Consider the following 22,517-nt stretch of genomic DNA (forward strand, 5'->3'; position numbering starts at 1 on the left):
GCGGCGCCCTGCTTTATTTGGTATGAGCACTGGCTTTAAATTCATACGCCATAAGGGGTACTTCATATAAGTTTTTCTTTTGTACAGGATTATGTCTGGCTTTATCCAGGTAATAATATTTTAACCAGGTATTTTTAAAGGCCATGCGGGCTATGTTCCAACCTTCTTTGCCATCCAAAAAACCAAATAAAAATACATAAGCTTTTACAAAATGAAACAAAGGAGCAAGGTATAATTTCACCAGACTCGCTTTTTTACCGCTTTGCAGATATTTTAAAGCGCTCAACTGGGCGTAATGCACAATCTTGGCCTCATGTTCCTGCACATTTTTAACCGAATAGTGATGCAAGTGTCCACTCAATTTTTCAACACGCATATTTTGTGGCATCATCAAGGTTTCATGCACTGGTGTTTCAGACCATTTAACACGGGTACGGTTAAATAACCGGATATGATGATCGCGGCCCCAGTTGCCAAAGTTGATGGGTTTGTTGCCGTAATAAGCTTTGAAAGGTATATCGTAAACAGTATTGCAATCGTCCAATTTGAGCTGCTTGATGGATGTAAGCAGGGCCGAATCCGGAATTTCGTCGGCATCGATACTTAATATCCAGTTGTACCGGGCAAGTTCAATGCCTTTATTTTTGTTTGCTCCGTAGCCATCCCAGCTTTTCTGATAAACCCGGCATCCGTTTTCTATCGAAATGTCTATAGTATGGTCGGTGCTATCGTTATCAACCACAACAATATCATCGGTTAACTGCCTCAGCATCGTGATGCTACGGCCTATCATTTCGGCTTCGTTTTTGGTAATGATCACAACTGAAACAGGTACCATGGCAGATAATTAAAATTTATCAAGATTTTTACACCATACCCCAAGGATACACCTGTAGGCTCTGATATGGAGATCTATTAATATATCGTTGCTTTGCAGCAAAGGGTTGCCTGGCAGATAAAGAATTGTCTTTTTATTTTAATATTTTATGATTTAAATCCTGATTAACAGCTAAATAATTTTCAGATCCCGAATTTTATTTACATTTATAGAGTGATTAGTCAATTTATATATGGATAAGCCAGCATCAATTCTTTCAACAGCCTTAAAACTGTTTGTACAATATGGTTTTCACGGAACACCTACCAGCAAAATAGCCGTAGAGGCCGGTGTTTCAAACGGTACGCTTTTTCATTATTTTAAAACCAAGGACGAGTTGGTAGTGGCCCTGTACAACCAAACAAAAGAGGAGCTGAACACGTACCTGTTTGAAAAGATCAACCAGGGCGAAATCTTTAAAGACAAGTTCAGGAATATGTTTGTGTACGCATTAAAATGGGCAGTTGCACATCCGGAAGAGTTCTTTTTTCTTCAACAGTTCCATTTTTCGCCGCATCTGGCCCTGGTTCCTGCCGAGGATATAGCCAAACATTCCCGCCAACATACGCAACTTTTAGAGGGTGCTGTGCAGGTGGGTATATTTAAAAATTTGCCTACCGAACTGATCGCTACGCTTGCCTGGAGCCAGATTAACGGGATGTATGAGTTCCTGATGAAATGTGACCTGTGTGCAGACAAACAAGAACAGATCATTAATGAAGCGTTTGACCTTACCTGGTTAATGTTAGTTAACCCAGCATAATATGAAAACAAAAATAAGAGTCATTATAACAGGAGCCACCGGAATGGTAGGCGAGGGGGTGATGCATGAATGTTTACAGCACCCCGATGTTGAAGCTGTTTTGGTGATCAATAGGAAAAGCGTGGGCATTGCACACCCAAAACTTAAAGAGATCATCCACGGTAACTTTTTTGATCTTTCGGCCATTGAAAGCGAATTATCGAGTTATAACGCCTGTTATTTTTGCTTAGGGGTATCCTCAGTAGGAATGAAAGCTGAAGAATACTTCCGGTTAACCTACACGCTAACCATGCATGTGGCCAGAACACTGAGCAGACTCAACCCTAACATGATCTTTTGTTATATCTCCGGAGCCGGAACCGACAGTAATGAAAAGAGTAAAGGCTGGGCAGCTGTAAAAGGAAAAACGGAGAACGATTTAATGCAACTACCTTTTAAACGGGTATTTGCTTTTCGTCCGGGTTTCATCAAACCAATAAAAGGTTTATCAAATACGCATAGTTTTTATAAATATATCAACTGGTTGTTTCCTATTGGCAGGGCACTGTACCCAGGTGGCTTTGTCACTTTGCGGGAGTTAGCCCATGCTATGATCAACATTACCAAAGATGGTTATAACAAGCAGATTATAGAAGGAAAAGACATTATTTTACTGGCTAAAAACGAGTGAAAAATTTAACAATTTAAAAGGTCTGTAATAAAAGAGTCCCGCTATTTTAAAAATAGCGGGGCTCTTTTATTTTTTTATCCTCTTTTATTTAGGTTTGAACGGATTGATATTCCAGCTTACACCAACGGCTACACCTGTCGATCTGAGGTCAACTCTCCCAACACCAATACCGGTAACTGGTAGCTTCATGTAAGGTTGTATAATGGTACTGAATTTGGAGTTGATCCGGCGCTCATAAGTAGCGTTTAAATTCAGTACGCCTAACCAATGCTGGTTACGGCCAGCAACCTGGATATCATATGATGGCTTCATGCCATCGGCAAATTCAAAATGATAATTTTCGCGCAGCATAATGTAGGATGATAAGCCACTGCCTATAGCAAACTTGTTTCTCCCCTTGGCATAGAATTGATAGTTCAGATTCAATGGTATATCCAGAACCTTGCAATTGGCTGTTACATAATCCGGAAGATTTGCAGCTGGTACACCTTGCCAATTGGCAGAATTATACTGACTGCCACTAGCCTGGTAAGGCTTAACCGCATACGAGGCGCCGGTTGTTATACTGAATTTTTTAGACAGATGTATACCCAACTGCAAGCCAAAGTTTGTACCTACCTGGTTACGGCTGAATGAATTTACCGCGTTCAGATCCGGCGCGGCCAGTATAGCCAGGGTAAAGCGCGACCCTGTTCTTAATATTGGTTTAAGGGATGGCTTGTCTTTTTTAGTCTGTTGCACAGGAACGGTTACCTTACCAGCAGTATCCGGTTGGTTGGCATTAGTTGGATTGACAGCCAGATCATTTTGTTTTTGATCCTTGGTTGAAGCAATTTTTGTTGGATCAATTACCTTGTTTTGATCATTTACCGAGCTAACCTTATTCTGGTCAGAACTATCTTTTGTGGTTTTATTACCTGGCACATTCGAATTTACTGTATTTACCGGGTTTTGATCTACCGGTACATTATTCTGCTGATTATGCTTACCCGGATTAACACCCAAAGCAGATCCTGTTTCGTTCTTGCCACCATTCGCATTATTTTTAACCAGATTTTCATTATCCGGGTTAACATTCTTAACCGAGTCTTTTGCAACAGGCAGATTATTTGGGCCATTATCTTTTTGGACAGGTATCTGCGTATCTGTTTTGATCTTTGGTTTAACAGCCAGTTCATCTTTCGGTTTTTCTGCTTTATCATTCCTGTTAAAGAAGAATAAGCCTGCTGCCAATAGTAAAATAGCCGCTATCGCCGCTGAGTAATAAACTATCCTCCCGATAACCGCCTTTTTGCCGGGCTTATTATCCAGCAGGCGTTCCATAGAAGCCCAATCCTCCTCACGAAAAGCAATATGATCCTCAGAGCCGGATAACCCGTCTTTGAATAGCTGATCTAATTTATTTTCGTTTTTCCCTTTCATCGCATTATTAATTCAATCAAGTGTGATATTCCAACGCTGATCGCACCTATGGCAATAATCTTGTGCCGGATATCCTCAGAACCACTGTCCGGCAAACGGCCGGAGTTGAGTACCATAATTTTTAGTTTTTCTCTCGCTTTAAATAAGTTTGATTTTGATGTACCCGTGCTGATACCTAACTGGTTTGCTATTTCTTCGTGCGAGAATCCTTCAATAGCAAACAAGTTAAATACGGTACGGTAAGCATTTGGCAACTGCTGTATCATGCTCAGCAGATCATCATAATTCAATTTCTGATCGGGTAACTCATCATGACCTATATCTTCAGCAGCATCCAGATCATCATTAAGCGACAGTTTCAGGTTACTCCTGTAATAATCAACCGAAGTATTCATCATAATACGGCCAACCCAGGCAATGAACGGACGTCCCGTATCATATTTATGCAAATTAGTGAATACTTTTAAAAAACCCTGATTCATGATCTCCGCAGCTTCATAGCGGTTACCGGCATATCGCAAACATATGCTCATAGCAAAGCCATAAAATGCCTTGTAAAGCATTTTCTGATCCTTTCGGCTTTGCTGCAAACAGCCCGCAATAAGTTGTTGTAGTTCCGCTTCTCCCATATAAGGGGTTCAAATGGGGTTAAATTGTACTATTCTTTATCGTTTTTTTCAGTTACCACGTAGCCGGATAATAAAAGGTTGCCTGTACAATTAATTTTTTTAAAAAAATATATGATCAGTTAAAACCACTAAACCCGGGTAGAAGAATCAGGGAGTAAAGATACTAAAACTCAGTATAACGATTTGCTCCATTATTTTAAATGCCATACCTGATCAAAATGAACTAACCGTTAATAAAAATCATAGCAACGCCGTGAACCCTCAAATTTACGGTAAGTATCGGAGCGGGACGGGAGTGTTGTTTCATAACCGATACTTCCCTCTGATGAACCACTGGTATTACTATAATTTAAACCCCCAAAAGGAGCATCATGGCTAACCCCCAAACGCAGCTTTTCGCCGCCATCATGGTGAACGAATATGTCGAATATCAGCGAGAGCACCACAGCGCTGGGCCCTGCCGATCCCCCGGTGCGGTACCACAAACCCGCGTTGATACTTCTCCTTTTAAATTGCATCCCGGCATTGATTGATTGTGCACTGGCCTGTTTGTATAAAATAACCGATGGGATCAGAAATGATTTCTCATCCTCGTCAAGGTTGGCATAAGGGTTCAGGTCAAGCCGGTAACTCGCGTGGGCTGTAATCCGCATGGGCAGTTTGGCCGGGATACCCGTAAACGATTCATTGGGACGGTTAATATGTTGTAAGGCACCGCCAATATTAAAATCACTGATGACCAGGTTAATGCCAGCGCCTGCATCAAAATAATAACGGTTATCAAAAAGCGGTGGTTCCGCGGCAGTCGGGGTACCCGGCACATAACCAAATTGCGGATCGATCTGATCGCTGAATACCAGTTTACCGTAATTAACAGAACGATTGGTAATGCCCGCCTGTAAACCAAATGATAATACAAAATCTTCGGAACCTACACTGTAGGAATAAACACCCGCTATGTTATTTTTAACAAGTCCGGCGGCCCCTTCGCTGCCACGGGTAAACAATAAGCCCACGCCGCCGCCAAACCGGGGAATATTATAATCAACCGAAGCGGTGATATAATTAAAGCCTCCCGGCACCGATGTATACTGGTTTCGGTAAATAAGGTTCATCCGCAGATCGCCGGGGAACTGACCGTTCAATGCAGGATTAAGGTAAACCGGCGAATTAAAAAATTGCGAATACATATGATCCTGGGCAAAAGTGGCTATGCCGGTCAGCAGGGCTGCAAAAAACAAAATACCTTTTTTTAATGAGTTGCGCATCTGCTATCGTATTAAATTGATGGTACCTGTTCGTTTGGGTAAGGAGTTGTTATAGCTCATCCCTTTCCATTCTGTTCCGTTGATAAATGTTGCTGAGGCCTGCCATATATAAACACCCTGTTGTACCGGCGCCCCCCTGAAGGTGCCATCCCAGCCATCACCATTTACAGGAGTACCTTTGAAATCATCCAATTTATCGGTTTCCCACATTAGCTGCCCGTAATTATTGTATACCTGCAAATGCCATTTTTTAATGCCGGAGCCTTTGGCAATAAATTTTTGAAGTTCTGTTGAACCGCTGGTTGGCATAAAAGCGTTTGGCAGATAAAGCTGACCGGGAATACCAGTAATATGAACTTTGTGCGAGATCACGCTGTCGCAGCTACCCCGGTAAGTGGTTAAGGTTACTTTATAGGTGCCAGTGTCAATATAACTATGCGCAGGGTTTTGATTGTTGGAGGTTTGCCCATCGCCAAAATCCCAATGCCACTGCGTAGGGCCGTTGGTGGTTTGATCAACAAAAGTAAACCGGTAATTAGGGATACTGATAACCGTATCTGGTTTTACCCCGAATGCCGTGAACGGCGGAGGGTTAACCGTGATATAACTGTTTTTAACCAGCGTTGCTGTACATCCGGTTACCGGGTTGGTGGCCACCAGCGTAACCGTAAAGGGCGTGTTACTAAACTGGTAGGTGTGCGGAGCCGGGTTTTGCTCAAACGTGTGCGGACTGCCATCGCCAAAATCCCAGTCGTACTGGTACGAGCTTGCGCTGGAATTACCGTCCGGCGCTTGCGTGTTGTTCGTGAAATTTACCACCAGCATCTTACAACCCGTAGTAACATCGGCAGAGAAAGCCAGTAAGGGCAGCGGGTTTACGGTAACGGTTACTTTATCCGATTCGATAGACGAACAACCATTTGCCGCCGTTATAGAAACATTGTAAACACCTGCCTGGTTAAACGTATAATTAAGCGTGCTGCCTAAACCGCCCGCAGTTATATGAGTAACATTACCATCCGGGGCATATATATTATAGGTAAATATATCGCCCCCTGTTGAGGCATTCACAAAGCTGGTTGGGAAAGGAGCACAGCCCGTATTATTATTATCTGTCACAAACGTTTTTGCAACAAAATCGGGTGGCGATACCGAGATAGGCCATTCTATACTTTTTGTAGTATTACCGCAAAGATCTTCGGCTACCATATACAATTTGTACAATTTGGCCAATGTAGAAACTACATGGAAAACAGCCGGACTTTTATCTGTAAGCGTTATCGATGGCAGAACATCCTGCTGTGTGGCCGGATCATATAAGTGATAGGTATAGCTTTTATTATTACCCGGCGAGGCATTTTGGACTGTCACATCAAACGGCGAACAGCCACTAAGCGGACCTGGAAGAATAAGCGCGACAGGCGCCGCCGGGTGCACAGTAATTGTAGCAGACTTGATGGGTATATTACCACAGGAGCTAACCAATTGCAAAGTCACCGTATAAGTTTTGTCTTTACCATCAGTGCCGGGTTCAAAAGTATGTGATGGATTAACTGCTGATGAAGTGGGTGTGTTATCGCCAAAATTCCATACAAAACTGCTGTTGAGCGGCACCGAGGTATTAGTGAATTGAACGGTTAACTCTCCGCAGCCCTCGGTTACACTGGGCGTAAAATCGGCCGTAATGTTTGTAGGCAAAACATGAACGGTTAAAGTAAAAGGATTCCCGTTACAGTTGCCGCCGGTAGCCTGTATAATATAAGTAACTATCGCAAGATTTGATGGATCGCTGTTGGTAAGCACATCATTGATAACAGAACCGCTTCCGTTGGTATAACCTGTAACCGATGGCGATGTTTTAGTAGGATCCACCGTCCAGCTATAAGCGCTGCCGGGTGTTGAGGTGATGTGATAATTAAGGGCCGTGCCCGAACACTGGTTATTAACTTCGGGAGCGCTGGTAATAACCGTTTGCGGTTGAATTGTAACCGTGACCGTGCTTACCACCTTATCACATGGTGGGGCTAACGACGTTGTACCGGTTAACGAGAAGATTACTTTACCCGCAGCAATATCGGCAGCGGATGGGGTATAGGTAGTAACCAATGCATTAGCGTTGCTAAAAGTTCCCGTGCCACCTTTCCATACCTGACCGGTTATTGTGCCGCTGGGTACTGTACCTGTAAGACTGATATCCGACCCGGCGCAAACAGAAGCAGGGCCACTTGCGTTGATGGTTGGTGATACCTGGAAGGTAAGGTGCTGAGTAGCTGTAGCTGGTTGCCCGCAATTGTTTTTTACCGCTACACTAACCGTATAAGTTGCCGCGTCATGAAATAATATCTGCGGATATTGGGAATTGGCTGTTGTGCCACCCGTAAATTCAAACGCGCCGCCAATTATTGTCCAGGTATAAGAATCAGGTTTAAGTTCGCCTATGCCACCTAAAACAGTGTGGGTAATACCGGCATCAGTATTGAATTTAAGGGTTTGGTTAATACCACATACCGATGCATCTGCCGATAACTGGGCTGTTGGCGTATCATCAACCGTTATGGTTTGTTCGGTACCCAAAACCGGACCGCAGCTTTTGGTATTGATGATGAGGTTAACATGGTAAACACCCGCCTTAGAAAAAACCATGTGAGGTTGTTGGCTATTAGCATTGGTATTATCTGCATAATTAAGGCTTCCGGCTGGCGCATCTGTTACCCATTGATATACATTGGTATTGTTGCAATTGGCATCAATAACCGAAGTATTATCGGGTATTAAAGTTAAAGGGCTGCAGCCTGCTTTCACAGGGAAATTAAATATTGGTTTTGGCGGATTTTGGATACAGATGAGATTTTCCACATCCGCGGCACCACAAACGCCTGCTGTATTTTGCAGAACTAACCTTACGTTGTGTATACCTGTTGTGGTAAAAGTGTAAACAAAAGGTTGGGTAGCGCCGTAATTTTGCACTTTCAGTACACCGTTAACGTACCATGAGTATTTGGCATCGGTGTTAATACAACTTGCAGACGTGTTGGTGGTGCTGGTTGATTGACCCGGATAGGAGGTATTAGCAAAGGTAATAGGCGTGTTTATACACCCCACATCAACAGGCGAAATTTTATTTACCGGGGGAGTAAGTACCTGTGCATATTGGGTTGCGGGGGTACCAATTTCACCGCAGTAAGTACTGGTAAGTTGCAGATCGACCCCAAAAACATTCTTGATATTATTAAAAACATTGCCGCACGATGATACAGTGTAAGTATGCACCAGTTTACCGCCTTGTGCTATGATCTCACAAAGCGTATATGTACTGGTTGATCCATCGCCCCAGGTTACCTTATAAATATGGCCGGGATAGTTATTTTGCAAACCGGTTTCGGGGGAGGTGATATCGGCATTAAAAGTCAGGTCGCCTTTACCTGCCGATAAGCATACGGAGGTAATACCGGTAGCACCCAAACCACGATTGGCTACGTTATTCATGAGTAAATAGGATTTTGTACCTACAATGCCACCATTTACCGCTTTAACCGTTACCGTGTAGTTGGCCACCTGGGCATCAAAAACAGCATTGGGCGAAACATTAACGGTGCCGCCTTCGGCCGCTTGTGCCAGGTCATTAAAAAAGGTGGCTGTAACCGATGCTCCAGATGCGGATTGATTTAAAAAAGTATACTTTGTAGTGACATTGGGTTTGCCGTTACATGTTCCGAATACTTCGGGGTATTGCGGATTGATGATCTGGGAACTTACCGCGGCAACAACCCCAGTCGAATTGTTAATAGTAAAAGCCGATGAGGCGCCGCTGGTAATAACGGGCGTTGTGGATACCACCCGTAATTTATACCCGGTTCCGGATGGCGTTCCGGCAGGGATAATACCATTTACAAACGTGGCATAAAAACCGGTGATACTGCCTATTTTTTGCTGCGCGCCAAAATTGCCGTTAGCATCCGACAGATAAAGGTCAAATTCATTAGTCACAGCAAAACAACCGGAACCATTGTTAAGCTTTATTGGAATACTGATACTTGAGCCCGAACCATACGGTCCCGCATCAACATTACCAACATTGATGGTTTGCGCCCGTGCAAATAGTGCAGATAGTAGGAAAATGACTAAAAAAAATGTTTTTTTAGCGTATTTTATCTTCATTAAAAATTGGTTTCATGATGATCAAATGCTTCTTAACTCACCCGCCGATAAGGTGAATTTGGGGGTAAAACAGTTGTTAACCATTAAAGCGATCATGAGTAGGTTATCACATGAAGGCGAATTAGTACTCTTATACGGAATATTTTTCCTGCTGGTTACAAAAAAAGAGAAGAATATACGAGGAAATTAACTTGTTGGAAAGTATCGTAAATCGCTAAAGATAACTTTGTTAACCAAAAAACAAGTAAGCCACCAGGATAGCGGCAATGATGCCTGCAAAATCAGCTATTAAGCCTGCCGGGATAGCATAACGTGATTTTTTAATACCCACCGAGCCAAAGTATAAAGCTACGATATAAAAAGTGGTATCTGCCGAACCATTGAATATACAACCCAGGCGACCGGCAAAGCTATCCACACCAAAGGTTTGCATGGTATTGATCATCATGGCTTTTGAACCAGATCCACTCAGGGGTTTCATGTAAGCTACGGGCATAGCATCCACAAAACGGGTATTGAAGTTAAATTGGGTACATACCCAGCGCAAACCGTCGTTCATATAATCCAGCGCGCCGCAGCTGCGAAAAACGCTGATGCCTACCAGCATGGCTACTAAATAAGGTATTATTTTCACCGAAGTTTCAAACCCGGCTTTAGCACCATCAATAAAGGCATCAAACACATTGACCTTTTTAATCAGGCCCCCCAAAATAAACAAGACAGGCACAGTATACAGTAAAAAGTTACTACCTACATTTGATACCGCGCTGATTTGCCCCTTGGTGAGGTAATGAGTAAAGCACCAGATTAGCAGGGTTATAAAGGCGGTTAAACCGCCCAGCCAGGCAATGATCACCCTGTCAAACAAGTTTATTTTCTGCTTAATGGCCACGGCCAGCAAGCCTACTACAGTAGCTACATAGGTGGCAATAATACAGGGAATAAATACATCGGTAGGGTTAGCAGCGTTTAATATGGCCCGCTGCGCTATGATGGTAACCGGTATAAGCTGTAAACCAGAAGTATGCAGCACCAGGAACATGATCTGCGCGTTTGAGGCCGATTCTTTATCGGGATTAAGCTCCTGCAAGCTCCCCATGGCTTTTAAACCCAACGGGGTAGCAGCATTATCAAGCCCTAATAAGTTGGCCGAAAAATTCATGAGCATTTGCCCGGTAGCAGGATGGTCATGGGGAACTTCCGGAAAAAGCCTCTTGAAAAAAGGCCCTACAATACGCGAAAGAAAATTAATGGCACCCGCTTTTTCGCCAATATTCAATATACCCAGCCAAAATGCCATATTGCCAATCAGCGGCAAAGCTATATCCATTACCGACGATTTGGATGAACTGAATATACCATCAACCAATAACTTAAATGCTTCTGTATCGCCCAAAAAGACGAGCTTGATAAAGGCTACTACAAAAGCGATCAAGAAAAAGGCTACCCAGATATAGTTAAGAACCATTAGTAATGTTTAAGGCTTTGAAGTTAATGGTTTTGTTATTTAATATGAAATAACAATCTTTAAATACTATTTGATTAAAGCAAAATGAACCACGTTGTACAAGAATTAACCGATATTATTAATGAATTTCAGGAAATCCGGTCGCGGGCAATTGATTGGGAAACTAAACCGGCACCCGACAAATGGTCAAAGAAAGAAATTCTGGGTCATTTGATCGATAGCGCGCATATCAACCTACAGCGGTTTATACGCTGCACTTATGAAGAAAACTTCAGGCTCACCTATGAACAGGATGCCTGGGTTGCGGCACAGCGTTACCAGGATGCTGATATCAATGATCTCATCGACCTTTGGGCCTTGCTGAACAAACAGATCATCAGCGTATTAAAAAATTATCCTTTGGATAGGGTAGATGCCCGTTGCGACAACAGCAAACTGGAACCTAACCTACAAACAGTAGCTTGGTTAGCTAACGATTACGTGGAGCATTCAAAGCACCACCTGCGGCAGATTGGGTTATGGCCGGATATTTAGAAATTCTGGTAAGTTTTTCGTATCTTTATATTCATAAAGCAGCCCGGTTTTTCTCATCAAAAAGGAAAATCGGGCTCTTTTATTAAGGAGAAAAAAGAAAAATTGACCGTTTACCATTTAGCTATTTGACTATCAATACTTTACTACTTTTTAAAGTTTTAAAAACTCATCAAAACCGCGTTAAAATTTGTTAAAAAGTGTTAAAATCGGTGTTTTTCGAGTGATTTTTGATCAATTTTCAACTGTTTTTGAGCAGAAAAGTGTTAAAATTAGAGGTTTAAAAAGTTTTCCACCGTACTAAACGTTAAAAACAGTACCTAAACCATATCGTATCATGGCCGGATATTCAGGAACACCGCTCGCCAAAAAACTGGGCATCAAATCTGGCTTCAGGATCAAACTGATCAATGCACCCAACCATTATATGGACTTGTTTACCGATCTGCCCCCGGAGTTGTACTTTGATGATACAGCAGACATACCAAAAGATTTTATCCACTTTTTTACCCAGAACAAGGATGAGCTATTAATCAGGCTGCCACTATTAAAAGGGCAAATTAAACAGGATGGCATGATATGGGTTTCCTGGCCAAAAAAAGCCTCCAAAGTAATAACCGACGTAACGGAGGACTTGGTTAGGGATACTGCCCTTAAAAACGGATTGGTTGATATAAAAGTTTGCGCGGTAGATGAAACATGGTCGGGCTTAAAATTAGTAATACCAGTAAAAGACAGGAAACTATCAGTTTAAGATCATTTTTATTAAAAAAACACAAAGCATCCCGGTATACTTTACGAAGCGCTTGTAAATACCTAACTTAGCCTTACAATATATTCAATATGCCTAACAGAATAGAACTTAAACGTGTACATGGAGATTTCGGGTTTGAAGCGGTTGACGCCAACGGTCACACTGTAAAAATGGACAGCAGTCCCGAAAGTGGCGGCGATAATTTTGGTGTTCGCCCAATGCAGATACTTTTAATGGGTCTTGCTGGCTGCTCGGCCATCGACGTGATCAGTATCCTGAAAAAACAACGCCAGGATGTAACCGATTATAAAATGGTGGTTAACGGTGAGCGCGAAGCAGGTAAGGAACCTTCATTATGGGAAGATATTGAAATTGAATTTCATTTATACGGTGATATTGACGAAGATAAAGCCGCCCGCGCGGTTGAGCTGTCGTTAACCAAATATTGCTCGGTAGCCGCTACATTAGGTAAGGCCGGCGCTGATATTAAATCAAAAGTTTTTGTACACCCCGCTGTATTATAGTTCATAGTCCGTGGTTCATGGTTCATGGACATATTTTATCAACATGGAGCTGCTATGAACTATGAACCATCAACTATGAACCCTATCCCTATACAAACGATACACCTTTTTCCGGTTCTGGATCAATTGCTTATTGAATTGCTCAGGTCCCTGTCGCCTGATGACTGGAACAAACCTACCGTAGCTAAATTATGGACGGTTAAGGATATCGCAGCTCATCTTTTGCATGGCAACGTGCGCACTATATCCTCCAAACAATCGTTTACCGGGGATACGCCGCCGGTGATCAACAGCTATCAGGACCTGGTTAATTTCCTTAATGAGGAGAATATGGTTTGGGTAAAAGCCATGAAACAGGTAAGCCCCGATCTGCTGATACAACTGCTTGAAACAACAGGCCAACAGTTTGCCGATGAATTAGTCTCTTTAGATCCTTATGCCAGCGCCAGGTTTTCCGTTGCCTGGGCAGGAGAGGAGCAATCAGCCAATTGGTTTCATATAGCCAGGGAGTACACCGAAAAGTGGCATCATCAGCAACAGATACGTGATGCCGTAAACAAACCAGGTATCATGCACCGGGAGCTCTTTTATCCCTGCTTAGCCACTTTTATGTATGCTATGCCACATAGCTATCGCAATGTGCAGGCTCCGGAAACTACCTTAATTGAAATAATTATCCAAAGTGAGATTGGTGGTAACTGGTACCTTCAAAAAGGTACTGAAGGTTGGAATTTTGTTGCTGAAAGTGATAAACCTGCAGATTGCAAAGTAAGCATCAACCCCGATATAGCTTGGAAGCTTTTCACCAGAGCTATCACACCTGAAACAGGTATACAAAATTCCATATTGGAGGGTGATACCAAATTGGGACAAAAAATATTTAATACCCTCGCGGTAATGGCCTGATCTTATGTATTTATTATTTATTATAATAGCATATTATATTCCCTCATAAAGGGCAGGAAATAATAAACAAAAATCCTTGCAAAATTTAAATTTCATCCAAATTTCATCTTCTGGGTTTTCGTTTTTTATTAAAAATATACTTATAGTTAATTATTGTATAGGTTAATATATACAAAAATAAGGTTTTTAATACATACTGTACTGTTTTTAACTCATTAATTATTTAATCCCAAAAATCTGTAGGTTGCCATTGTTACCCGTTAAAACACGGGTTTCTTTCTTATCCGATCAGATTGCTTAAAACAGGTTCTATCAGCTATTTATACCTGAATTTTAACGCTAAAATTTGAAAACATAGCTGGATTTTATCCTGAACATGCGTTGTAGAAAAAAACCACTGGCATTAATGTTGCCTAAGGGGGGTATGGTTTATTGAACAGTAAACCACTAATTAAACACAACGATATGAAATCAAATTTAAAAAAAACCACATTGCTGCTAACAGGACTTATGGTAGGTGGTAAACTATTTGCCCAATCCCCTGACTCAACAGCGTCAGGCTACGATTATGTAAAACCTTTCTCAGGCGGCGATAAGCTGCGCACGTGGTCTGTAGGTGTACATGGAGGTATGTTAACCCCGTTTACCATTTTTGGTACCAATGGCAGACAAGACTTTAAGAACCCGACTGAACAGTTAGGCTATGGTGCTTACATTAAAAATCAAATCCTACCATCATTAGGCATACAAGCCGATTTCCTGCGCGGTAAAGTGAAGGGTAATAATAGCGCCCAGGTAGATGCATCTGGTAATTCTATTTTCAGTTCATATACTACCGATATTAACTGGTCTGCTGCATTAAGCGCCAACATTACATTGGCAAACATTAACTGGCGCCATGACAAACCGTTTATTCAGCCTTATTTAACAGTAGGTGGTGGATACATGAGTTATAAGCAAAAAATAACCGCTGCAGGTGGCCAGGAAACTAATTTCAGAGCTGACGGAAAATCAACCAAAGAAGTTTTTATTCCGGTTGGATTGGGTTTGAAATTTGACATTGCTCCGGGTGTAAACCTTGATTTGGGTTACCAGGTTAACTTTGTACAATCTGACAATTTTGATGCTAATAACTACGGATCAACTAACGACAGGTTCTCTTATGCGCACATCGGTTTGGAATTTGCTTTAGGCAGTCGCAAAAAGCCACAAATGGCAACACACAATCCTGTATCATCTATGCGTAAAGAATACTTATGGGAAAATCAACAAACCAAGACCGCACTACAAAAAGAAATTGATGCGGAAAGAGCTAAAAACGACCAGTTAAGAAATGATTTGAACACTACTAATGCTAACCTTGCCAAATTAACAACTGATAGTGATGGCGATGGTGTTCTGGATATTAATGATAAATGTCCAAACACACCTTCTGGTACCAAAGTAGATGGTTCTGGCTGTCCATTAGCTAAGCCGGTTATTATGGTAACTGAGGAAGACAAGAAAGTTGTTAAAGACGCGATCAAAAACCTGGAGTTTGATTTGGGTAAATCAACTATCCGCGCTCACTCATTACCAAGTTTAGATAGGGTTGCCAACTTATTGATCGACAAAAACTTTAGCTTAAAATTAGCAGGCCATACCGATAACACCGGTTCTAAAGATCTGAACATGAGGTTATCAAAAGATCGTGCAGAGTCAATCAAATCTTACTTAGTAAGCAAAGGTGCCAATGCATCACGTATTGAAGCTACAGGTTATGGTCAAACACAACCAATTGCATCTAACAAAACAGCTGCAGGCCGTCAGGCAAACCGCAGGGTTGAGTTCACACTATATTAATAGTTGGATTTCAGTTTAGATACAATCTATAAAAAACAGGAAAGCCGCTCATTTGAGCGGCTTTCCTGTTTTAATTTTATCATTATTCTCCTTCAAAAAAGTCAATCAAGCCGCCAAAATAGCTATTGTTCCAGCCATCAACCATATCATCAAAATCGTTATCTGGAATATTGGTGTGCCTCAGTTCCACAGACGATCCTTTTTTATCCGGATGTAGTTTAATAGTTACAATGGAATTATCGGATTCACCTTCAAAATACCATTGCTGTACTATTCTTTTATTTAGCTCAAACTCCAGGTTTTTGCCGGTAATGCTACCATCCCACATGGAAAACTCAGAACCGGGTTCGGTCGACATTTCAGCCGTTTCCCCGGTCCATAATTCCATAGTAATAGGATTGGTGAGGGCCATATAGATCTCCTCGGGCGTGGCTGGTATACTGTAATATTTTTTAAAATCTTTCACCTGCGCAATTTAGCAGAATTAATTTTAGCTTTTAAATTAAACATTAACCGGGCCTACAGGTAATACCGTCCTGTCGTAAATCTCATTCAACACATTGGCGATACCGGTATATATAGCAGATGCGCCGCAAATAATACCCTCGTACCCGGCCAGATGTTTTATGCTGATGTTGCCTGTAGCATCGCCAGCTACCAGCAAAAAGAACAATATAGTTAAGGATGCAAATACAAACTGTAATGCACGATTAAGTTTCAACGTTCCAAAAAACAACAGTAAAGTAAATACACCCCATACACTTAAATAAGCACACATAGCGCCCTCTGAAGGTGCAGCGCCCCAGCCCAGCTTTGGCATCACAATTAAACCTACTAACGACAGCCAGAAGAAACCATAAGATGTAAAAGCGGTTAAGCCGAAGGTATTATTCTTTTTGGCTTCAATAACACCGGCTATTACCTGGGCCAGTCCGCCGTAAAATATGCCCATGGCCAATATCATGGTGTTCATTTCAAAAAAACCAGCATTGTGAATATTCAACAATACAGTGGTCATGCCGAAGGCACAAAGTCCAAGAGGAGCAGGATTGGCGATGCCATCTTTAACTGCTACAGGTGTTGTAGGGATCATAATAGGTTAGATTTTTTATAGGTTCGCCGCAATCTAACTGATTTATAAATATTAAGCAAATTTTTACAACTCAAGGAGTACTTTTACGTTAAGTATTTACTATGCAGAAATTAGTATTGATACGCCATGGCGAAAGCGCCTGGAATCTGGAAAACCGCTTTACCGGCTGGGAAGACGTTGATCTTTCAGAAAATGGTTATGAGCAGGCCAAAAACGCTGGTCGCATTCTCAAAAAGAACGATTACAATTTTGATGTAGGTTTTACATCGTACCTTAAACGATCTATCAAAACCCTGCATTTTATTTTGGAGGAGTTGGATCACCTCTGGATACCGGTTGAAAAATCATGGCGCTTAAATGAACGTTTTTATGGGGCGTTGCAGGGCATGAATAAAGATGAAGCCATTGCACAATACGGGGCTGAACAGGTGCATAAATGGCGACGCGACCCTAATGAGCACCCGCCGGCTATCACCAAAGATGATCCACGTTATCCCGGCCATGATCTGCGGTATAAGGGCTTGACCGACCGCGAGCTGCCGTTGACTGAAAACCTAAGCGAAACCATGGATCGTGTTTTACCTTTCTGGAATGAGCGTATTGTGAAAGCTATGCGCCGTAACCAAAAGGTGGTGATTGTTGCTCACGGAAATAGTCTTCGTGCTTTAGTAAAATATATTGATCATTTGAGCGATGAAGAAGTAAGTGAGCTCGAAATACCCACCGCTACACCCTGGGTATACGAACTTGATGAGGGATTAAACCAGATAAGGCATTATTATCTGGATTAATCAGCAAACACAACGGTTTCATTTTTATATGTGTGGTATTTGTTTATATTCGTTGCATTATAAATCTTATCTCCACTCAAAAAATGAAAAAGTCTGATGTTTATGAAATTACCATAAAAATTCTTGGTATTTATCTTTTGGTGGCGGATATCTCCAAACTACCTGGCTTACTTACTTTTTTAAGTGCGCACGGTGGTAATATGAATGCAGCGCAAGGGGCAGAGCAGATCAACGATTTATGGATAAACAGTTTGCAATTTGCCTTATTATTCATCCTGGCTATTTTTCTTATAGCTAAAACAAAGTTTATTACCCGCTTGGTTACCAATTCGGCAGATTACCAGGAAAATGCAAAATTGTTTGCAGACAGGAAGGTGATCTATGAAATGGCGCTCCTGATCATTGGTGGCTTGCTGATAGTTAATACCCTGCCCGATCTGATCTACAGAATATATAACCTGACCAATGTTGCTGATCAGCAAAGTGTAATATCTTCCTGCTCAAGATTATTCATAGGTATTATTACGGTAGCTTTTGGTAAACGCATAGCGGCTTACTTTGCCAAGGTTTAAATAAAAAGGCCCCGTTTCCAGAGCCTCTTATATCATTCTACAAATAAAGTTTATACAGCCTCAGCTGCTAATTCTTTTTCTGATGCTAAACTCACCCCGGTAAGTTGATCAGCAAAAGCGATAAAGGCTTTGCTCTCAGAGATCAAATCCTGATTATCAATCAGATTTTGAAGATTGACTTTCCCAATAACAAACTTATAGCTGCCCGAGTAATAGCGCTCTTGTATGTGTTTGAAGTTTAAGGCTTCAACCAGGCTTTCATCATCATATCTCAGGTAAATATTCAGTTCAATATTATTGGTAAAGTTAAGGTCGGTTTTTTCCTTAGCTTTTTTATACTCATACTGATAGTTATAACGCAAAGCCGCGATGTCAGATAACACAGCCGATCCGGTAGGATGGCCACCTGCGCCTTTACCAAAAAAGAATTGCTGATCGGCAAATGCCGCTTGCACAGTTACGCCGTTATATTCATACTCCACATTGTATAAAAACTCCGTTTCGTTCACAAACTTAGGCAGCACAAATAACGCTACATTACGTTCATCCAGTTCTTTAGCTACAGGAACCAGTTTTATTTTCAGATTTTTTTCGCGGGCGTATTGTAAGTCTTGCGCGCCCAGGTTTTGTATACCGAAGTTAAATACTTCATCAGGCTGTACAATTACACCATAGGCATGAGCAGCAGCTATCACCAGTTTATATTTGGCATCAAAACCACCCACATCACTGGTCGGGTCGGTTTCTGCAAAGCCAAGATCCTGAGCTTGTTTCAGGGCGCTATCATAATCCAACCCTTCAATAAAGCCTTTTGAAAGGATGTAATTTGAGGAACCGTTAAAAATACCGCTGATAGAATGCAGCAATTCATTATCATAATACTCTTCCAGGTTACGGATGATAGGGATACTGCCGCAAACTGCGCCCTCATATAATAAAGATGTACCGTATTTATGCTGTAGTTCAATTAATTCCTCCAGATGAAGGGCGATCATTTTTTTACTGGCTGAAACCACGTTTTTACCAGATTTTAGCGCTCTTGATACAATTTCAAAAGCCGCTTCGGTATCATTGATCAGTTCAACTATAGTGTTAATCTCCGGGTTGTTCAACAGTTCATCCCGGTCGGTAGTAAATAAATGTGCCGGCAGGGAACGTTCTTTATGCGGATCCTTGATAGCAAATTTTACAATTTCAATGTTTAAATTTTTGGTTTTAACGATATCATAAAGCCCTTGTCCAACAACTCCAAATCCAAATAATCCGATATTTAACTTTTTACTCATTACGCTGTACGTTGTAGTTCTATAATTTTTCCTTTTACATCCGTTTTAAAAAACGATGTGATGATATTTGTTAATGCTTCTGTTTCAATTAAAAACCCATCATGACCATAAAATGAATCGAGCTCGGCAAAGGCCGATTTTGGGATATGATTAAATAAATACTTCTGTTCTTCGATCGGGAACAACACATCCGAATGAATACCGATCACCAAAGTACGTGCTTTGATCAAACTCAAGGCCTTTTCAACCCCATTACGGCCACGCCCCACATTATGTGAATCCATGGTTTTGGTTAAGTACCAGTAACTGTAGGCATTAAACCGGTTCACCAGTTTCTGTCCCTGGTAGCTTTGATAGGTCGATGCGCGATAATCATCTACTTTATCATCACTTTCTTCCTGCTGGGTTATGGAATAAGTTTTATATCCGCGATAGGAGAGCAGGGCGATACTTCTCGCCGCTTTAAGCCCTTTTTGGCCACCATCTGGTGTATTGGCATAAAAAGTACGGTCGGTAGTAATAGCGAGGCGCTGAGACTCATTAAACGCGATACCCCAGGGTGAATGACGGGCGTTGGTAGCAATAAGGATCAGGTTTTTGATCCGCTCAGGTTCTATAATAGCCCACTCTACCGCTTGTTGGCCACCAAGTGAACCACCTATAAGGATATGAATATTGTCAATCTGTAAATGATCTGCCAATAACTGATGTGCTTTTACAATATCCCTGATGGTAAACTGCGGAAATGCCTGAAAATAAGGTTGCCCGCTTACCGGATTGATGCTCAAAGGATTACTTGTACCATAAGGTGAACCTAAAATATTAGCGCACACAATAAAATGTTCTTCGGGGTTAAAAAGGAACCCGGTACCTACCAGGCCTTTCCACCAGTCAAACACATCGGCATTGGCTGTAAGTGCATGACAGATCCAGATCACATTGTCCTTCGCTTTATTTAACCTGCCATAAGTATGAAAACCAATTTCCAGATCCTGTATCTGCTGACCCGATTCAAATTCAAATGTTTCTGTGTACTTAAATATTTCTGTATTCATTATTTTATTATTCGAGTTTTAAGCTTGAGTTTTGAGTTACCGATTTCAACTCACCACTCACTATTATACTAACTCTGCAGCAAGCTGCTTTACTTTGGCAAATGCCTGTTCAAAATCGGCTTTGATATCATCAATGTGTTCGATGCCTACCGATACTCTTAATGATGTTGGCGTAACCCCAGCTGATAACTGTTCTTCGTCAGAAAGTTGCTGATGCGTTGTGGCCGATGGTTGAATGATTAGCGTTTTGGCATCACCCAGGTTAGCCAGATGGCTTACCAGTTGTAAACTGTCGATAAAATGACTTGCTTGTTGTTTATCACCTTTGATTTCAAATGACAACACCGCTCCAAAACCGTTTTTTAAATATTTTTTTGCCAGCGCATGATATGGTGATGACTGTAGTCCCGGATAGCTCACCTTCGCTACTTGCGGATGCTGCTCCAGCCACTTGGCCAATTCCAGCGCGTTATCTACATGGCGTTGTACACGCAACGACAAGGTTTCCAAGCCTTGAATGTTCAGCCATGAATTAAATGGCGATTGTGAAGGGCCAAAGTCACGTAAACCTTCAACACGGGCGCGTATAATAAACTGAATGTTACCAAACGGGCCATTGATACCAAATACATCAGCAAATACCAAACCGTGATAGCCTTCAGATGGTTCTGTAAACTGAGGGAATTTTCCGTTACCCCAGTTATAATTACCACCGTCAACAATAACACCACCAATACTTGTACCATGACCGCCTATCCATTTGGTAGTTGATTGCACCACAATATGAGCTCCGTGCTCCAGCGGTCGAAAAAGATATCCGGCTGCGCCAAATGTATTATCAACAATAAGCGGCAGGTCGTACTTTTTGGCTAAAGCGGCTACCTTTTCAAAGTCAGCTATCGCATATCCAGGATTACCGATGGTTTCCAGGTAAATAGCTTTGGTTTTATTATCAATTAAAGCCTCAAGGTTTTCAGCTGTATCATCTTTTGCAAAACGTACGTCGATGCCCAAACGCTTAAAAGCTACTTTGAATTGATTGTAAGTACCACCGTAAAGAAAAGGTGAGGTAACAAAATTATCACCGGCTTGTAGTATATTATTTAAGGCTAAAAACTGGGCCGCCTGGCCCGATGCTGTAGCCAAAGCCGCAACACCACCTTCTAAAGCCGCCACACGTTTTTCAAACACATCTGTAGTAGGATTCATTAAACGGGTGTAGATATTCCCAAACTCTTTCAGTGCGAAAAGATTGGCCCCATGCTCCGCATTTTTAAATACGTATGATGTGGTTTGGTAAAGCGGCACAGCACGTGAACCAGTGGTCGGGTCGGCTTCCTGACCTGCATGTAATTGTAGGGTTTCGAATTTTAAATTGTTGGCAGACATAGTTGTAAGATTGAAATGTGTTTAATTAATTTTTTGACGATTTGATGGATTTTTAACCTGCCGGTAAATAATCTTTACCAGCTGTTGCAACACGTGTGTTTTTCGGGATCGGAAAAAGAGGGCGTGTTAAGTCGATCAGCAGCAGCAACACATACAAATACCGCTAATATTTAAGCAAATAGGTTGTATGTTACCGTTTGAGGTATTAAAAATGTTGTACTGATTAAACTTAATTAAACTTTTCATGGTTATAAATTTATATTCCCCGGGGTTATTTTCCGGGACAGGAATTGGCACCTTCTCCAATTTTGGAGGGTTGCCAGCGGGTCATTGAGCCTGATCTCTCGCCGCTTCTTTATAAATCAAAACCCGAACTATCGCGGAGAATTGACCAATGGTATTGCTACCAAATATTGTTGCAAATATAGGGTGATATATATTGAAATTCCAAATTAAATTTTAAAAGAGAGTAATTTTAACTTAAGTCGTATTTCACCATGTCGGGATATGAAGTATATT

At 41.6% G+C, this 22,517-nt stretch carries 20 protein-coding genes and 1 riboswitch; of the genes, 9 read left to right on the forward strand and 11 right to left on the reverse strand.

All coding sequences use genetic code 11. The annotated features are described in order from the left end of the window. Positions 1–13: 13 nt before the first annotated feature. Complete coding sequence (locus ACNURT_RS15095; protein WP_419698385.1) at positions 14–838, reverse strand: glycosyltransferase family 2 protein; 825 nt, start codon at positions 836–838, stop codon at positions 14–16. 232 nt (positions 839–1,070) lie between these two features. On the opposite strand from ACNURT_RS15095, the gene ACNURT_RS15100 reads away from it, so the two are divergent. Next, entirely contained in the window at positions 1,071–1,640 is a 570-nt protein-coding gene (locus ACNURT_RS15100; RefSeq protein WP_419698386.1) for a TetR/AcrR family transcriptional regulator, read from the forward strand. Between the two features lies 1 nt (position 1,641). Next, positions 1,642–2,310: an NAD-dependent epimerase/dehydratase family protein gene (locus tag ACNURT_RS15105; protein ID WP_419698387.1), complete on the forward strand. Its 669-nt coding sequence runs from the start codon at positions 1,642–1,644 to the stop codon at positions 2,308–2,310. A gap of 84 nt (positions 2,311–2,394) precedes the next feature. Here ACNURT_RS15105 and ACNURT_RS15110 read toward each other — a convergent pair whose 3' ends face one another. The 5 genes from ACNURT_RS15110 to ACNURT_RS15130 form a co-directional block, all read right to left on the reverse strand. Next, complete coding sequence (locus tag ACNURT_RS15110; RefSeq protein ID WP_419698388.1) at positions 2,395–3,732, reverse strand: hypothetical protein; 1,338 nt, start codon at positions 3,730–3,732, stop codon at positions 2,395–2,397. Next, positions 3,729–4,361 carry an RNA polymerase sigma factor gene (locus tag ACNURT_RS15115; RefSeq protein WP_419698389.1) on the reverse strand — a complete coding sequence of 211 codons (633 nt, stop codon included), beginning with the start codon at positions 4,359–4,361 and terminating at the stop codon, positions 3,729–3,731. The genes ACNURT_RS15110 and ACNURT_RS15115 overlap by 4 nt, the downstream gene beginning before the upstream one ends. Positions 4,362–4,591: 230 nt before the next feature. After that, a complete protein-coding gene (locus tag ACNURT_RS15120; RefSeq protein WP_370996478.1) occupies positions 4,592–5,629 on the reverse strand; it encodes a PorP/SprF family type IX secretion system membrane protein in 1,038 nt (345 codons plus the stop codon). Between the two features lie 3 nt (positions 5,630–5,632). Beyond that, positions 5,633–9,787: a PKD domain-containing protein gene (locus ACNURT_RS15125; protein WP_419698390.1), complete on the reverse strand. Its 4,155-nt coding sequence runs from the start codon at positions 9,785–9,787 to the stop codon at positions 5,633–5,635. A gap of 229 nt (positions 9,788–10,016) precedes the next feature. Continuing rightward, on the reverse strand, positions 10,017–11,255 hold the full coding sequence (locus ACNURT_RS15130; RefSeq protein WP_419698391.1) for a nucleoside recognition domain-containing protein: 1,239 nt from the start codon (positions 11,253–11,255) through the stop codon (positions 10,017–10,019). Positions 11,256–11,339: 84 nt separating this feature from the next. On the opposite strand from ACNURT_RS15130, the gene ACNURT_RS15135 reads away from it, so the two are divergent. The 5 genes from ACNURT_RS15135 (at position 11,340) to ACNURT_RS15155 (ending at position 15,812) form a co-directional block, all read left to right on the forward strand. After that, positions 11,340–11,789, forward strand: a complete 450-nt coding sequence (locus ACNURT_RS15135) for a DinB family protein (RefSeq protein WP_419698392.1) — start codon at positions 11,340–11,342, stop codon at positions 11,787–11,789. 334 nt (positions 11,790–12,123) lie between these two features. Continuing rightward, complete coding sequence (locus tag ACNURT_RS15140; RefSeq protein ID WP_419698393.1) at positions 12,124–12,540, forward strand: DUF3052 family protein; 417 nt, start codon at positions 12,124–12,126, stop codon at positions 12,538–12,540. 89 nt (positions 12,541–12,629) lie between these two features. After that, complete coding sequence (locus ACNURT_RS15145; protein WP_419698394.1) at positions 12,630–13,064, forward strand: OsmC family protein; 435 nt, start codon at positions 12,630–12,632, stop codon at positions 13,062–13,064. 75 nt (positions 13,065–13,139) lie between these two features. After that, positions 13,140–13,970: a maleylpyruvate isomerase family mycothiol-dependent enzyme gene (locus tag ACNURT_RS15150; RefSeq protein WP_419698395.1), complete on the forward strand. Its 831-nt coding sequence runs from the start codon at positions 13,140–13,142 to the stop codon at positions 13,968–13,970. Positions 13,971–14,435: 465 nt separating this feature from the next. Beyond that, positions 14,436–15,812, forward strand: coding sequence for an OmpA family protein (locus ACNURT_RS15155; protein WP_419698396.1), 1,377 nt, complete (start codon positions 14,436–14,438; stop codon positions 15,810–15,812). A gap of 82 nt (positions 15,813–15,894) precedes the next feature. On the opposite strand, the gene ACNURT_RS15160 is transcribed toward ACNURT_RS15155, so the two are convergent. Beyond that, positions 15,895–16,278, reverse strand: a complete 384-nt coding sequence (locus tag ACNURT_RS15160; protein ID WP_419698397.1) for an SRPBCC domain-containing protein — start codon at positions 16,276–16,278, stop codon at positions 15,895–15,897. 36 nt (positions 16,279–16,314) lie between these two features. Then, positions 16,315–16,905, reverse strand: a complete 591-nt coding sequence (locus ACNURT_RS15165) for an acetate uptake transporter (protein ID WP_419698398.1) — start codon at positions 16,903–16,905, stop codon at positions 16,315–16,317. Between the two features lie 101 nt (positions 16,906–17,006). On the opposite strand from ACNURT_RS15165, the gene gpmA reads away from it, so the two are divergent. Both gpmA and ACNURT_RS15175 read left to right on the forward strand, forming a co-directional pair. Next, entirely contained in the window at positions 17,007–17,696 is a 690-nt protein-coding gene (gene gpmA, locus ACNURT_RS15170) for a 2,3-diphosphoglycerate-dependent phosphoglycerate mutase (protein ID WP_419698399.1), read from the forward strand. 83 nt (positions 17,697–17,779) lie between these two features. Next, positions 17,780–18,268 (forward strand): hypothetical protein, encoded by a 489-nt coding sequence (locus ACNURT_RS15175; RefSeq protein WP_419698400.1) that lies wholly within the window; start codon positions 17,780–17,782, stop codon positions 18,266–18,268. 50 nt (positions 18,269–18,318) lie between these two features. On the opposite strand, the gene ACNURT_RS15180 is transcribed toward ACNURT_RS15175, so the two are convergent. The 3 genes from ACNURT_RS15180 to ACNURT_RS15190 all read right to left on the reverse strand — a co-directional run bounded on the left by ACNURT_RS15180 (position 18,319) and on the right by ACNURT_RS15190 (position 21,998). Continuing rightward, positions 18,319–19,554: a homoserine dehydrogenase gene (locus ACNURT_RS15180; RefSeq protein ID WP_419698401.1), complete on the reverse strand. Its 1,236-nt coding sequence runs from the start codon at positions 19,552–19,554 to the stop codon at positions 18,319–18,321. Continuing rightward, positions 19,554–20,609 carry a homoserine O-acetyltransferase family protein gene (locus ACNURT_RS15185; protein ID WP_419698402.1) on the reverse strand — a complete coding sequence of 352 codons (1,056 nt, stop codon included), beginning with the start codon at positions 20,607–20,609 and terminating at the stop codon, positions 19,554–19,556. The genes ACNURT_RS15180 and ACNURT_RS15185 overlap by 1 nt, the downstream gene beginning before the upstream one ends. A 63-nt stretch (positions 20,610–20,672) precedes the next feature. After that, on the reverse strand, positions 20,673–21,998 hold the full coding sequence (locus tag ACNURT_RS15190) for an O-acetylhomoserine aminocarboxypropyltransferase/cysteine synthase family protein (protein ID WP_419698403.1): 1,326 nt from the start codon (positions 21,996–21,998) through the stop codon (positions 20,673–20,675). Positions 21,999–22,251: 253 nt separating this feature from the next. Continuing rightward, a riboswitch (SAM riboswitch) is annotated at positions 22,252–22,362 on the reverse strand. Positions 22,363–22,517 lie beyond the last annotated feature (155 nt).

Source organism: Mucilaginibacter sp. NFX135 (assembly GCF_048565145.1).
Lineage (GTDB): Bacteria > Bacteroidota > Bacteroidia > Sphingobacteriales > Sphingobacteriaceae > Mucilaginibacter.

Excerpts from the sequence above, each read along its gene's own strand:
- ACNURT_RS15095 (WP_419698385.1), bottom strand. The coding sequence starts at position 838 with ATGGTACCTGTTTCAGTTGTGATCATTACCAAAAACGAAGCCGAAATG.
- ACNURT_RS15100 (WP_419698386.1), top strand. The coding sequence starts at position 1,071 with ATGGATAAGCCAGCATCAATTCTTTCAACAGCCTTAAAACTGTTTGTA.
- ACNURT_RS15105 (WP_419698387.1), top strand. The coding sequence starts at position 1,642 with ATGAAAACAAAAATAAGAGTCATTATAACAGGAGCCACCGGAATGGTA.
- ACNURT_RS15110 (WP_419698388.1), bottom strand. The coding sequence starts at position 3,732 with ATGAAAGGGAAAAACGAAAATAAATTAGATCAGCTATTCAAAGACGGG.
- ACNURT_RS15115 (WP_419698389.1), bottom strand. The coding sequence starts at position 4,361 with ATGGGAGAAGCGGAACTACAACAACTTATTGCGGGCTGTTTGCAGCAA.
- ACNURT_RS15120 (WP_370996478.1), bottom strand. The coding sequence starts at position 5,629 with ATGCGCAACTCATTAAAAAAAGGTATTTTGTTTTTTGCAGCCCTGCTG.
- ACNURT_RS15125 (WP_419698390.1), bottom strand. The coding sequence starts at position 9,787 with ATGAAGATAAAATACGCTAAAAAAACATTTTTTTTAGTCATTTTCCTA.
- ACNURT_RS15130 (WP_419698391.1), bottom strand. The coding sequence starts at position 11,255 with ATGGTTCTTAACTATATCTGGGTAGCCTTTTTCTTGATCGCTTTTGTA.
- ACNURT_RS15135 (WP_419698392.1), top strand. The coding sequence starts at position 11,340 with ATGAACCACGTTGTACAAGAATTAACCGATATTATTAATGAATTTCAG.
- ACNURT_RS15140 (WP_419698393.1), top strand. The coding sequence starts at position 12,124 with ATGGCCGGATATTCAGGAACACCGCTCGCCAAAAAACTGGGCATCAAA.
- ACNURT_RS15145 (WP_419698394.1), top strand. The coding sequence starts at position 12,630 with ATGCCTAACAGAATAGAACTTAAACGTGTACATGGAGATTTCGGGTTT.
- ACNURT_RS15150 (WP_419698395.1), top strand. The coding sequence starts at position 13,140 with ATGAACCCTATCCCTATACAAACGATACACCTTTTTCCGGTTCTGGAT.
- ACNURT_RS15155 (WP_419698396.1), top strand. The coding sequence starts at position 14,436 with ATGAAATCAAATTTAAAAAAAACCACATTGCTGCTAACAGGACTTATG.
- ACNURT_RS15165 (WP_419698398.1), bottom strand. The coding sequence starts at position 16,905 with ATGATCCCTACAACACCTGTAGCAGTTAAAGATGGCATCGCCAATCCT.
- gpmA (WP_419698399.1), top strand. The coding sequence starts at position 17,007 with ATGCAGAAATTAGTATTGATACGCCATGGCGAAAGCGCCTGGAATCTG.
- ACNURT_RS15175 (WP_419698400.1), top strand. The coding sequence starts at position 17,780 with ATGAAAAAGTCTGATGTTTATGAAATTACCATAAAAATTCTTGGTATT.
- ACNURT_RS15180 (WP_419698401.1), bottom strand. The coding sequence starts at position 19,554 with ATGAGTAAAAAGTTAAATATCGGATTATTTGGATTTGGAGTTGTTGGA.
- ACNURT_RS15185 (WP_419698402.1), bottom strand. The coding sequence starts at position 20,609 with ATGAATACAGAAATATTTAAGTACACAGAAACATTTGAATTTGAATCG.
- ACNURT_RS15190 (WP_419698403.1), bottom strand. The coding sequence starts at position 21,998 with ATGTCTGCCAACAATTTAAAATTCGAAACCCTACAATTACATGCAGGT.